The organism is Pseudomonas sp. Tri1, assembly GCF_017968885.1.
In the GTDB taxonomy this organism is placed as follows: domain Bacteria; phylum Pseudomonadota; class Gammaproteobacteria; order Pseudomonadales; family Pseudomonadaceae; genus Aquipseudomonas.
In genome coordinates this window covers 5,826,812-5,839,191 of the sequence record NZ_CP072913.1, presented here as the reverse complement: position 1 = coordinate 5,839,191, position 12,380 = coordinate 5,826,812, and the positions used below count along the sequence as shown (strand labels likewise).

Here is a 12,380-nt window from a genome sequence, read left to right as displayed (position 1 = left end):
ACGGAGCTCAGACAGGTTTGGAACGCATCGCAGTCATCGACTTTGAAACCACCGGCATCACACCGAGCAGCAGCTGCCGGGCCACCGAAATCGCCGTGGTGATCCTGGAGCAAGGCCGGATCGTCGACCGTTACCAGAGCCTGATGAATGCAGGTGTGCGCGTGCCGGCCTTCATCGAGCAACTGACCGGCATCAGCAACGCCATGCTGCGCAGCGCACCGTCGGCGGAAAAGGTGATGAACGAGGTCAACGAGTTCGTCGGCATCACGCCGCTGCTGGCCCACAACGCCGCGTTCGACCAGAAGTTCTGGGACTTCGAACTGGGACGAATCAAGCGCACCCGACTACAGAATTTCGCCTGCTCTTTGCTACTGGCTCGGCGCCTGATGCCGACGGCGCCGAACCACAAGCTCGGCACGCTCAACGCGTTCGCCGGCCTGCCCCATACCGGCCAGGCTCACCGGGCCATGGCCGATGCTGAAATGGCCGCCAACCTCACCGCGCACCTGGCCGCGGAACTGCGGCAAAAGCACGGGTTGCGGGAGTTGTCCCATGATTTGCTGTGCAGCTTGCAGAAAGTGCCGGCGGCGAAGATCAATGAGCACCTCAAGCGGCATCGCGGGTTCTAGGCTCGCCGAAAAACAACTGTGGGAGCGAGCTTGCTCGCGATAGCGTCGGATCGGTCAGCCTCTCTGTTGACTGACACTCCGCCATCGCGAGCAAGCTCGCTCCCACAGGGTGGGTCTGTGTTGAGTGGATTATTTGCCGTTGCCTTCCAACTGCCCCAACGGCACGCGCTTTTCAATGGCGCTGGACAGCACGATCGAGGTCTTGCTGAAGCCGAACTTGGCGATGCGGTTGATCAGCTCTTCCAGTTCCGGCATTGAGCCGACCGCTGCTTGCATGATCACGCACGGGTCGCCTGTCACTCGATGGCATTCGGTCAATTGCGGGATTTTGCACAGTTCGTCGTAGGTCTTCTGGTTGCCATGCTGGTTCATCCGCAGTTCGATGACGCACTGTATCGGCAGGCCGATTTTCGCCATGTCGACTTTCGCCTGATAGCCGGTGATCACACCGCTGGTTTCCAGTTTGCTGACTCGCTCGGCCACGGCCGGGGCCGACAGGTTCACTTTGCGGGCCAGTTCGGCGTAGGACGCCCGACCATTTTCCAACAGGGCGCTGAGCAGCATGCGGTCGTATTTATCCACGGTTTGGCTTCCTGTTGGGGTAACTTTCGAAAAAGCGATTTATAGCGCTGATCTCCGTGTTTTGAAAAGTGTATGGGTCGGATAAACAGGTTTTGTAACTTATTTTCCGCCTGTTGCCTTTCTAGAATAATGCCTCTCATTGTCCTGACTTCGAGCCGACCATGCCTGGCCCACGCCGTTTCCCTTTGCCATTGATCGCTGCCTTTTTCGCCTTGTACGTCATCTGGGGGTCGACCTATCTGGTGATTCGCATCGGTGTCGAGCATTGGCCGCCGCTGTTGCTGGCGGGGATTCGTTTCGTGCTGGCCGGCTCGCTGATGTACGGCTTCCTGCGCTGGCGCGGGGCGCCGGCGCCGACCTGGGCGCAATGGAAGGCCGGGGCCATCATTGGTGTGCTGCTGCTCAGTTTCGGTAATGGTGCGGTCAGCGTTGCCGAGCACACGGGCGTGGCGTCTGGGGTGGCGGCGTTGGCCGTGGCGACGGTGCCCTTGTTTACCTTGCTCTGCGGCTATTTCTGGGGCGCGCGTAATACCCGCCTGGAATGGGCGGGGATTGTGCTGGGGCTGATTGGCATTGCCATGCTCAACCTTGGCTCCAACCTGCAATCGAGCCCGCTGGGTGCGACCTTGCTGGTGTTCGCGGCGGCGTCCTGGGCCTTTGGTTCGGTGCTGAGCAAGCACTTGCCGTTGCCGGCGGGGGCGATGGCCAGTGCCGTGGAAATGCTGGTTGGCGGCGTGGTGCTGTTGATCGGCAGCGTGGCCAGCGGCGAGCATCTGGACAGTGTCCCGCCGTTGGAAGGTTGGTTCGCCCTGGCTTACCTGACTTGTTTCGGCTCGATCGTCGCTTTCAACGCCTACATGTACCTGCTCAAGCATGTACGTCCGGCGGCGGCCACCAGTTATGCCTACGTCAACCCGGCGGTAGCGGTGTTGTTGGGGATCGTATTCGCCGGTGAAACCATCGGCATTGAAGAGGCCTCGGCGATGCTGGTGATCATCAGCGCTGTGGTGTTGATCGGGTTGCCCCAATGGCGCAAACCGATGCCCGCGCCGGCCGAATCCTGAATTAGGGTAAACTGCCGCGCATTGCACACCTTGCGCTGATTTTTCCTACGGTACTTCCATGACTTTCGCCACCCTTGGCCTGATCGAACCCTTGCTGCGCGCCCTTGAGACGCTCGGTTACCAGACCCCGACCCCGGTGCAGGCCCAAGCCATGCCGGCGGTGCTGGCCGGTCGCGACCTGATGGCCGCCGCCCAGACCGGCACCGGCAAGACTGCCGGTTTTGCCGTGCCGCTGTTGCAGCTGCTGACCACCGAAGGGCCGAAGGTCGCTGCCAACTCGGTGCGGGCGCTGATCCTGGTGCCGACCCGCGAGCTGGCCGAACAGGTTCATGAAAGCGTGCGCCAGTACGCGCAAAACCTGCCGCTGAGCACGTATGCCGTGTATGGCGGCGTCAGCATCAACCCGCAAATGATGAAACTGCGCAAAGGTGTCGATCTATTGGTCGCCACACCGGGGCGCCTGCTCGATCTGTTCCGGCAGAACGCGCTGAAGTTCAACCAGTTGCAGACTCTGGTGCTGGACGAAGCCGACCGCATGCTCGACCTGGGTTTCTCCGAAGAGCTGGCCAATATCTACAAGGCTCTGCCGAAAAAGCGTCAGACGCTGCTGTTTTCGGCAACGTTCTCCGATGCGATCCGCCTGCTGGCCGGGCAGATGCTCAACGACCCACTGAGCATTGAAGTGAGCCCGCGCAACGTCGCCGCCAACACCGTCAAACAATGGGTGGTAACGGTGGACAAGAAGCGCAAGCCGGAACTGTTCGTTCACTTGATGCGCAAGGGTAAGTGGAAGCAGGTGCTGGTGTTCGCCAAGACCCGCAACGGCGTCGATGCACTGGTGGAAAAACTCCAGGGCATGGGCATCAACGCCGACGGTATCCACGGTGACAAACCCCAGGCCACCCGCCAGCGGGCACTGGACCGTTTCAAGGCCAGTGAAGTGCAGATCCTGGTGGCCACCGACGTCGCCGCCCGTGGGTTGGACATCGAGGATTTGCCGTTGGTGGTGAACTTCGACCTGCCGATTGTCGCCGAGGACTACATTCACCGCATCGGCCGTACCGGCCGGGCGGGCGCTACGGGGCAGGCGATTTCTTTGGTCTGCGCCGACGAAGTGAATCTGCTGTCAGCCATCGAAACCCTGACCCGTCAGACGTTGCCCCGGCAGATGGAACAGGACTTCGAGCCTGAGCATCGGGTGCCGGACACTGACGCCAGCGGCCAGGTCATCAAGAAACCGAAAAAGCCGAAGAAACCGAAAACCTCAGGCAGTGGCGGCAAGCGCAACCTGGGCAAGTGGGTGGACAGCGGCGACGCGGGGCCTGTGGAGCCCTCGGTCAAGCCGGTGCGCAAGGTGCCGGTGTTCAATACTGGGCCACGCAAGCGTAAGCCTTGATGATTCGCGGCGTCTGATACATCGCTATCGCGAGCAAGCTCGCTCCCACAGGGGTTCTCAGGTGTGCACAGATCCGGTGTCCACTACAGACTCCTGTGGGAGCGCGCTTGCTCGCGATGGGCACGCCTGGGTCTTCAATCCAGGCGCCGCAACCACTCCAGCATACCTAGCCCCGCCGCGCGGCCGCTGGCGAAGCAGGCCGTGAGCAGGTAGCCGCCGGTCGGCGCTTCCCAATCGAGCATTTCCCCGGCGCAGAACACGCCGGGTAGTTGCTTGAGCATCAAGCGTTCGTCCAAGGCGTCGAAGGTCACGCCACCGGCGCTGCTGATGGCTTCGTCCAGGGGGCGGGTTTTCACCACGGTGATAGGCAAGGCCTTGATCGCCAGGGCCAGGCGCGCCGGGTCAGTGAAACAATCGGCGGGCGTGAGTTCGCGCAGCAGCGCGGCCTTGACCCCGTCGATGCCCAACTGGCTTTGCAAGTGCTTGGCCATCGAGCGTGAACCGCGGGGCTTGTTCAGCGCTTGCTGGACTTTGTCCACAGGTCGCCCTGGCAGCAGGTCCAGGTGGATCGTTGCGCTGCCGTGTTGGTTGATGGCCTCGCGAATCGCTGCCGACAGCGCGTAGATCAGGCTGCCTTCGATGCCGGTGGCGGTGATCACGCATTCGCCGAGGCGCGGTGCATCGTCGTCCAGGCCGATGGCGATGTTCTTCAACGGGGCACCGGCGAATTTGCTGACCATCAAATCGCTCCAGGCCTGCACGTCGAACCCGCAATTGCTCGGCTGCAGTGGTGCAAGGACTACACCGCGCTGTTCCAGCGGCAGCATCCAGGCGCCGTCGGAGCCCAGTCGCGCCCAACTGCCACCGCCCAGTGCTAGCAGTGTCGCGTCGGGGCGTAGCGTTTTCTCACCTTCCGGACTCGCTATTCGCAAGCTGCCATCGGGGTTCCAACCGAGCCAGCGGTGACGTGTGTGGATCAGCACGCCGGCATCACGCAGGCGCTTGAGCCAGGCGCGCAGCAGCGGGGCGGCTTTCATGTCGGTAGGAAAGACCCGCCCGGAGCTGCCGACGAAAGTGTCGATGGCCAGCCCGTGAATCCATTCGCACAATTGCTCGGCGCCGAATGCCCGCAGCAACGGAGCGATGTTTGGCGCGCGTTCGCCGTAGCGGGACAGAAATGCCGGGAAGGCTTCGGAGTGGGTGATGTTCATGCCGCCGACACCGGCCAGCAGGAATTTCCTGCCCACTGAAGGCATACCGTCGTACAGGTCGACCTGGATCCCGGCCTGGCTCAACACCTCGGCCGCCATCAGGCCGGCGGGGCCGCCGCCGATGATGGTGATGCTTGGGGTGTGGGGTTGGGTGGTCGAGGTCATGGCGTGGGCTGCGGAAGCGGGATTAAGCGCGGCATTCTATCAGCACAGAATTCCTGTGGGAGCGAGCATGCGCGCGATAGCCGTGTGTCAGTTGGTATTGATCTAGCCGATCCACCGCAGTCACGAGCAAGCTCGCTCCCACAGGGTATGGGGTGTTTTTGAAGTGTGTGATCAAAAAACAGTCAGACCTCTGCAGGCTACATGCGGCATGGCCTGTAAGCCGTTTCACTCAGGTTATCCACAGGCCGGCCCACAGGCATTGTGGGTAACGCGCCCAGCGTTCAATGACAACCTGATGACGCCCAGACCTTTTGTGCGCTGTGGTGCAGGATCCCGTGGCGGCGGGCCAGGGCCTTGCGGTCCTTGCTGTAGCCGCCGCCGATCACGCCGACCACCGGGATATCCCGTCCCAGGCAATGGCGCATGACGCTCTCATCCCGGGCGGCGAGGCCTTCGTCGGTCAGCTTCAGGTAACCGAGGGCATCGTCCTTGTGGACATCGACACCGGCGTCATACAGCACCAGGTCAGGCTGGTAGAGCGGCAGCAGGTAGTTGAGCGCATCGTCCACCACTTTTAAATAAGCGGCATCTTCCATGCCCATCGGCAAGGGGATGTCCCAGTCGCTTTGCGCCTTGCGCGCAGGAAAATTCTTTTCGCAGTGCAAGGAAACTGTCACGGCGTCCGGAGTGTCATGGAGTATTCGGGCGGTGCCGTCGCCTTGATGCACATCACAGTCGAAAATAAGCACCCGCGAGACCCGGCCGCTGGCCAGGAAATATCGGCTGATCACCGCCAGGTCGTTGAAAATGCAAAATCCGGCCGGGTGGTCGTAATGGGCGTGATGGGTGCCGCCGGCCAAGTGACAGGCCAGCCCGTGTTCGAGGGCCTGTTCAGCCGCCAGCAGCGAGCCGCCCACGGCGCGTACCGTTCGGCGGGCCAGGGCTTCGCTCCAGGGCAGGCCAAGCCGCCGCTGGTCCTCACGACACAACTCGCCGCCCATATAGCGTTCGATATAGGCGCGGTCATGGGCCAGGGCGAGGATGTCTGGCGGGCACAGTGCCGGGCGCAGCAGGTCGGCGTCGCGGGTCAGGCCGCTGTCCACCAGGTGATCGCGCAGCAGGCGGAACTTGTCCATGGGGAAACGGTGTTCCGCCGGGAATTCGGGGCTGTAGTCTTCGTGATAGATCAGTGGCAGCGGCATGGTGTTTTCAGTGGTGATTATGTGACGGATCCTACCAGCGTTGTAGACTCTGGGGCATGGAAGGGGAGTGAAGATGGAGCCGATACTGGAACTGGAAAGCGCGCGGCTGCTGTTGCGGCAGTGGCGTGACGAGGACTTGCCGGAATTTGCCGCCATGTCTGCCGATCCGCAGGTGATGCGATATTTCCCGGCTCCCTTGAGTCGGCTGGAAAGCGCCGCCTTGATCGGCCGCGTGCGTGGGCATTTTGCCGAGCATGGTTTTGGGTTGTGGGCACTGGAGCGCAAGGACACCGGGGCGTTCATTGGCTTTACCGGGCTGGGCGTGGTCGGGTTCGATGCACCGTTCACACCGGCCATCGAGATCGGCTGGCGTCTGGCGCGGGAGCACTGGGGGCTGGGCTATGCCAGTGAGGCGGCGTGGACCGCGTTGCGCTGTGCCTTCGACCAGTTGTTGCTGGACGAAGTGGTGGCGTTCACCGCTGTGGATAACCTGCCGTCGCAAAAAGTCATGCAGGCGATCGGCATGCACCACGCTGCGGCTGACGACTTTGAACACCCAAAGCTCGCGGTCGGGCATCCATTGCGTCACCATGTGCTCTATCGCATCAACCGTGAACAGTGGCTACAGACCCTGCACGGTTAGCCGACACGGACGTTTACAATGCCCGCCACAATGGCCCGGGCCAACAATCGATCCACCGCCGCAGCGCAGACTGCGCGGTGTTGCGCTGTGTGAGGAAAGTCTGAATGAGCCACGTGTTGGAAGATCTGGTCGACCTGCTGACCCTGGAACCGATCGAAGAGAACCTGTTTCGCGGTCGCAGCCAGGACCTGGGGTTCCGTCAGTTGTTCGGTGGCCAGGTGCTGGGCCAGTCGTTGTCGGCGGCCAGCCAGACCGTGGAAGAGGCGCGCCATGTGCATTCGATGCACGGTTATTTCCTGCGTCCGGGTGACGCCGCACTGCCGGTGGTCTACCAGGTGGACCGGGTGCGTGATGGCGGCAGTTTCAGCACCCGCCGCGTGACGGCGATCCAGAAGGGCAATCCGATTTTTACCTGCAGTGCATCGTTCCAGTACGACGAACAGGGCTTTGAGCACCAGAGCAGCATGCCGCAAGTTGTCGGGCCGGAGAACCTGCCATCCGAGCTGGAGCTGACCCAGCAACGCGCGCACCTGTTGCCCGAGCACATGCGTGAAAAGCTGCTGTGCGCCAAGCCGATCGAGGTGCGCCCGGTCACCGAAAAAGACCCTTACAACCCGCAACCGGCCGATCCGATCAAATACGTGTGGTTCCGCGCCGATGGCGCCCTGGCGGATTCGCCGGCCTTGCACAAATACCTGCTGGCCTACGCCTCGGACTTCGGCCTGTTGACCACTTCGCTGTTGCCCCACGGCAAATCGGTGTGGCACAAGGATATGCAGGTCGCCAGCCTCGACCACGCCTTGTGGTTCCACGCCGACCTGCGCGCCGATGACTGGTTGCTCTACGCCATGGATAGCCCATGGGCCGGCAATTCCCGCGGGTTCTCCCGGGGCAGCGTGTTCAATCGTGCCGGGCAACTGGTGGCGTCGGTGACCCAGGAAGGCCTGATCCGCCATCGCAAGGACTGGGCATGAGCCTGGCCGAAGTACGGCACTGGGTATTCGACATGGACGGCACGCTGACCATCGCCGTGCATGATTTCGCGGCGATCCGCGTGGCCCTGGCGATTCCGGCCGAAGACGACATCCTCACCCACCTGGCGGCGTTGCCAGCGGATGAAGCCGCAGCCAAGCATGCCTGGCTGCTGGAGCACGAGCGGGACCTGGCGCTGGGCTCCAAGCCTGCACCGGGGGCGGTCGAGTTGGTGCGCGAGCTGGCGGCACGTGGTGTTCGCTTGGGGATCCTGACCCGCAACGCCCGCGAGCTGGCCCACGTGACCCTTGAGGCCATCGGCCTGGCGGACTGTTTCGCCGTGGAGGATGTGCTGGGCCGCGACGAAGCTCCGCCCAAGCCCCATCCCGGTGGTTTGTTGAAGCTGGCCGAGGCCTGGAGCGTGGCACCGGAGGCGATGGTGATGGTCGGCGACTACCGCTTCGACCTGGACTGCGGTCGCGCGGCCGGGGCGCGGACGGTGTTGGTGAATCTGCCGGACAATCCGTGGCCGGAGTTGACGGATTGGCATGCGCGCGATTGTGTCGAGTTGCGGCGGATGCTTTCTGCTTGAGATTGATATCGGCTCGCTAGCCGTTATCGCAAGCAAGCTCGCTCCCACCGTGGATTGGTGGCGACTCAGATTTTTTAATCGGCAGCGAACCCCTGTGGGAGCGAGCTTGCTCGCGATAGGGCCCCCTCACGCGCTACAAAATTCACTGACCAAACAACACCTTCAACCCCTCAGGCGAAGTCAACATCCCATCCCCGTTATGCCCCACCCCCGGCACTTCGATCAGCCGCTGGTTCAACCCAACAGGATGGCGCCGGGTCAGGTAGTCAAAAAAGAAATGACCACGCAATAACCGATACGGCCCCTGGGTTTGCGCTTCACAGCCTTTATCCAGGGCCGGATGTTCCGGGTCGATGTCTTGTTGTCCGAGCAAATAGACGATGTCGCGCTTGATGTAGTTGTTTTCCAGCTGCGCGGGTGTTTGCCCGGCTGCATAGGTGGGCAGACCCTGCAGACCGTACTTCCAATGATTGAAGCCTGGACAACTGGCAGGGTCGAAAGCCATGGGCCGTTGTGCATCGAAGTAGGCATAGGACGACGGGTTGGCGATGACAAAGCGTGGCTCGATCCGATATTGGCCGTGGGCGAGCAGGGCATAGCGCTGCACGACCTGGGCGCCGCCGGAATGGCCGGCGATGATGATCTGCTTCACTTCGGGAAACTGCTGCCGGTCGCTGACTCGCGCAATGATGTCGTCGAGGACCTGAAAGGAACTGACTGGATTCGGCCCTGTGGATAAGCCGCCGGCCATCCAGTCGTTGCCTTGCCAGCGCAGCAGGTCATTGGGCAATTGATGGCGCGCCACGTCCTGTTCGTTGAGAAATTGCGGGGCGATGATCAGGGTCGTGGCCAGTTGCCCGGCCTGGCCTGCGGCCTTTTCTGCGCTGTGCAGGTAGGTGTCGGCATTACGCAGCCGACCATGGACAATAATCAGCACGCGCTGGATAGACGTGGGGGGCGGGCTTACGTCGACGGCCATGGCGCCGCCCTTGAACTGCAGGCGCCCTTGGGCGACAACGTTCACGCCGTGTTCGTTTGCCTGGGCGACGGTGCAGCACAGCGCCAGCCCCATCAACGCCGCCCACTTCATCTACAGGTTTTTCGCCGCGAACGTGTCGCACTGGTTGACCTGGCCCTGGGCGAAGCCGGTCTTGAACCAGCGCACCCGCTGCGCCGACGTGCCATGGGTAAAGGAATCCGGTACCACGCGGCCCTGGCCTTGTTGCTGCAAGCGGTCATCGCCGATGGCGTTGGCGGCGTTCAAGGCCTCCTCAATGTCCCCCGGCTCCAGCCAGTTCAGGCGTTTTTGCGCGTGGTTGGCCCACACGCCCGCCAGGCAATCGGCCTGCAATTCCTGGCGGACCAGCAAGCCGCCGTCACCTTCCATCTGCCGGCCTTGTTGGCGGGCTTCCTGGATTTTTGCCGACACACCGAGCAGGGTCTGCACATGGTGCCCGACTTCATGGGCGATGACGTAGGCCTGGGCGAAGTCCCCGGCGGCAGAGAAACGCTGGGACATTTCCTTGAAGAAACTCATGTCCAGGTAGACCTGCCGATCAGCCGGGCAATAGAACGGGCCGGTCGCCGAAGAGGCTAGGCCACAGGCCGAGTTGACCCGGCCGCTGAACAGCACCAGCTTCGGCTGCTGGTACTGGCGCCCGGCTTGCTGGAAGACCTGGCCCCAGGTGTCTTCGGTGTCGCCGAGGATCGAGCGCACGAATTCGGCCTGCTCATCGTTGGCCGGTGGCGCCTGGCGGGTTTGTGAGGAGGCGGGCGCAGAGCTCTGGTCCATCTGCCCGGCCAGTTGCCCGAGGATCTGCATCGGGTCCTGGCCGGTGATCCAGCCGATGCCGACGATCAGGATGATGGCCGTCAGGCTCAAACCCTTGCCGCCGCCGAAGCGCATCCCACCGCCGCCGCCACCGTCGCCGCGGGCGTCCACCACGTTGTCACTGCGGCGACCTTTTTTCCATAACATGTGGGGAATCCTCTGATTGACAGTGTGAAGAGTGCTGCCGATGTTGCGGTGAGTCTAGCTTTTGGGAAGCCTGGATGCGCGTAGTGCTTGAGCTTTCAGGCAATCACCGCGGCTTTTGGTTCATCGACCCATGAAGGGTTTCCAGTTCCAGAATTTGCATTAAACTCTGCATATTTTAGAATCGACTAACATTTCATTTGGATTTCCCATGGCCGGCAGTCAAATCGAACGGGTCTTCAACGTGCTGGAAAGCCTGGCCAGCGATCCCCACGGCTGGCCGCTGCAAGGGCTGGCCGAGCAGTTGCAAATTCCCAAGAGCGCCACTCACCGCCTGCTCGCCGAGCTGATGCGTCTGGGCTATGTACGTCAGAATCCGGAGAACCTGCGTTATCACTTGTCGACCCGCTTGGTCGCCATGGGTTTTCGCTACCTGTCGCGCAGTGGTGCGGACATCGTTCAGCCGGTGCTCGATCGCCTGGCGCGGGACACTGGGGAACTGGTGCGCCTGGGCGTCATCGAGGGGGACCGCCAGACCTGGATCGCCAAGTCCCAGGGCGCGCGCTCCGGCTTGCGCTACGACCCGGACATGGGCCGCGAGGCTCCGTTGTTCTATACCGCCTCGGGGCATGCCTGGCTGGCGTGCATGAGCGACAGTGAGGCGTTGGCCCTGGTTGAGCGGCAGGTGAACCAGGTGCCCACCCAGGAACTGGGGCCGAACGCGCCACGCGACACGGTTGAATTGCTCCAATACCTGCGACAGGCCCGTGAGCAAGGCTATGCCTGCGTCGAGGAAAGCTCGGCGGTCGGCACCTCGGCCATTGCCGCCGTGGTGCGACATCCACTGGACGGTCGGGTCGTCGGCGTCCTCAGCGTTGCCGGGCCCAGCGCGCGAATGCCCCGGGCGCGCTTGCATGAGCTGGCACCGACCTTGCTGGCGTTTGCCGAGGAGCTGTCCCAAGCCAGTCAGGCATCGGAGCTGTTCAGCTGAATCCGTGGTCGCAGATATTGGCTCTTACCTACACACGCAACGCAGGATTCCTACATGACCGTCAGCACCCCGCTTTCCGGCGTCAATCAGGCCTTCAAGGGCATCCTGCTTATTCTCTGCGCGACATTCCTGTTCTCCAGTCATGACGCCCTGTCGAAATATCTCTCGGGTTTCTATCCGATCATCATGGTGGTGTGGGCTCGATACGTGGTGCACACGTTGCTGATGGCCGGTATTTTCCTGCCGCGCTCGGGACTGCGGGTCCTGCGGACCAAACGCCCTCTGTGGCAGCTGGCACGGGCACTGTGTCTGCTGGGCACCAGCCTGTTCTTTACCACGGCCCTGATGTATATCCCGTTGGCCGAGGCGACTGCGGTCAACTTCTTGGCCCCGGTGCTGGTCACCGCGCTGTCGGTGCCATTGTTGGGCGAGCACGTGACGCGTGGCCAATGGATCGCGGTGATCTTCGGTTTTATCGGGGTGTTGATCATCGTCCATCCCGGCGGGGATCTGTTCACGCCGGCGGTGTTGTTGCCGTTCTGCTCGGCGCTGTTTTTCTGCTTCTACCAGTTGCTCACGCGCAAGCTCAGTGAGATCGACAGTCCGACCACCAGCAACTTCTTCGCGGGCCTGTGCAACACGTTGGTGATGAGCGCACTGGTGCCGTTCTTCTGGCAAGTGCCGAGCCTGTTGCACGGGGCGATGATGCTGGCGCTGGGGGCCTGCGGGATGACGGCGCATTTGATGCTGACCCAGGCCTTCCGTTTTGCCGCCCCGGCACTGCTCGCGCCGTTCGGGTACTGCCAGATTGTGTTTGCCGGGCTGCTGGGTTGGTTGCTGTTCAGCCACACGCCGACGTTGACCACGGTGGTGGGTATCGCTCTGATTTGCTTGAGTGGGCTGGCGGCAGCGTGGCAACAGCGGCGGAGCTGATGTGGCCCCCTGTGGCGAGGGGATA

At 62.3% G+C, this 12,380-nt stretch carries 13 protein-coding genes; 8 read left to right on the top strand and 5 right to left on the bottom strand.

Going from position 1 to position 12,380, the window contains the following annotated elements:
* Positions 1–17: 17 nt before the first annotated feature.
* Positions 18–629, top strand: coding sequence for a 3'-5' exonuclease (locus tag J9870_RS25415; protein ID WP_210641151.1), 612 nt, complete (start codon positions 18–20; stop codon positions 627–629).
* Positions 630–758: 129 nt separating this feature from the next.
* Here the strand turns inward: J9870_RS25415 and J9870_RS25410 are convergent, their stop codons facing one another.
* The gene (locus tag J9870_RS25410) at positions 759–1,211 is read right to left on the bottom strand and encodes an Lrp/AsnC family transcriptional regulator (RefSeq protein ID WP_210641149.1); all 453 of its coding nucleotides are present in this window, start codon (positions 1,209–1,211) and stop codon (positions 759–761) included.
* 161 nt (positions 1,212–1,372) lie between these two features.
* On the opposite strand from J9870_RS25410, the gene yedA reads away from it, so the two are divergent.
* Both yedA and J9870_RS25400 read left to right on the top strand, forming a co-directional pair.
* Positions 1,373–2,275, top strand: coding sequence for a drug/metabolite exporter YedA (gene yedA / locus J9870_RS25405; RefSeq protein ID WP_210641147.1), 903 nt, complete (start codon positions 1,373–1,375; stop codon positions 2,273–2,275).
* 58 nt (positions 2,276–2,333) lie between these two features.
* A complete protein-coding gene (locus J9870_RS25400) occupies positions 2,334–3,671 on the top strand; it encodes a DEAD/DEAH box helicase (RefSeq protein ID WP_210641145.1) in 1,338 nt (445 codons plus the stop codon).
* Between the two features lie 134 nt (positions 3,672–3,805).
* Here J9870_RS25400 and J9870_RS25395 read toward each other — a convergent pair whose 3' ends face one another.
* Together J9870_RS25395 and J9870_RS25390 are read right to left on the bottom strand one after the other, a co-directional pair.
* Complete coding sequence (locus J9870_RS25395) at positions 3,806–5,047, bottom strand: TIGR03862 family flavoprotein (RefSeq protein ID WP_210641144.1); 1,242 nt, start codon at positions 5,045–5,047, stop codon at positions 3,806–3,808.
* A 281-nt stretch (positions 5,048–5,328) separates the two neighbouring features.
* Positions 5,329–6,249 carry a histone deacetylase gene (locus J9870_RS25390; protein WP_210641142.1) on the bottom strand — a complete coding sequence of 307 codons (921 nt, stop codon included), beginning with the start codon at positions 6,247–6,249 and terminating at the stop codon, positions 5,329–5,331.
* A 73-nt stretch (positions 6,250–6,322) separates the two neighbouring features.
* On the opposite strand from J9870_RS25390, the gene J9870_RS25385 reads away from it, so the two are divergent.
* The 3 genes from J9870_RS25385 to J9870_RS25375 all read left to right on the top strand — a co-directional run bounded on the left by J9870_RS25385 (position 6,323) and on the right by J9870_RS25375 (position 8,456).
* Positions 6,323–6,892: a GNAT family N-acetyltransferase gene (locus J9870_RS25385; protein WP_210641140.1), complete on the top strand. Its 570-nt coding sequence runs from the start codon at positions 6,323–6,325 to the stop codon at positions 6,890–6,892.
* A 104-nt stretch (positions 6,893–6,996) separates the two neighbouring features.
* Positions 6,997–7,866: an acyl-CoA thioesterase II gene (gene tesB / locus J9870_RS25380; RefSeq protein WP_210641138.1), complete on the top strand. Its 870-nt coding sequence runs from the start codon at positions 6,997–6,999 to the stop codon at positions 7,864–7,866.
* Entirely contained in the window at positions 7,863–8,456 is a 594-nt protein-coding gene (locus J9870_RS25375; protein WP_210641136.1) for an HAD family hydrolase, read from the top strand. Before tesB ends, J9870_RS25375 begins: the two co-directional genes overlap by 4 nt.
* A gap of 142 nt (positions 8,457–8,598) precedes the next feature.
* Here the strand turns inward: J9870_RS25375 and J9870_RS25370 are convergent, their stop codons facing one another.
* Positions 8,599–9,546, bottom strand: coding sequence for an alpha/beta hydrolase (locus J9870_RS25370; protein WP_210641134.1), 948 nt, complete (start codon positions 9,544–9,546; stop codon positions 8,599–8,601).
* Positions 9,547–10,434, bottom strand: a complete 888-nt coding sequence (locus J9870_RS25365; RefSeq protein WP_210641133.1) for a neutral zinc metallopeptidase — start codon at positions 10,432–10,434, stop codon at positions 9,547–9,549. It lies immediately after the preceding gene.
* A 208-nt stretch (positions 10,435–10,642) separates the two neighbouring features.
* On the opposite strand from J9870_RS25365, the gene J9870_RS25360 reads away from it, so the two are divergent.
* Complete coding sequence (locus J9870_RS25360; protein ID WP_210641130.1) at positions 10,643–11,422, top strand: IclR family transcriptional regulator; 780 nt, start codon at positions 10,643–10,645, stop codon at positions 11,420–11,422.
* Positions 11,423–11,476: 54 nt separating this feature from the next.
* Positions 11,477–12,355, top strand: a complete 879-nt coding sequence (locus J9870_RS25355; protein ID WP_210641128.1) for a DMT family transporter — start codon at positions 11,477–11,479, stop codon at positions 12,353–12,355.
* Positions 12,356–12,380: the final 25 nt, after the last annotated feature.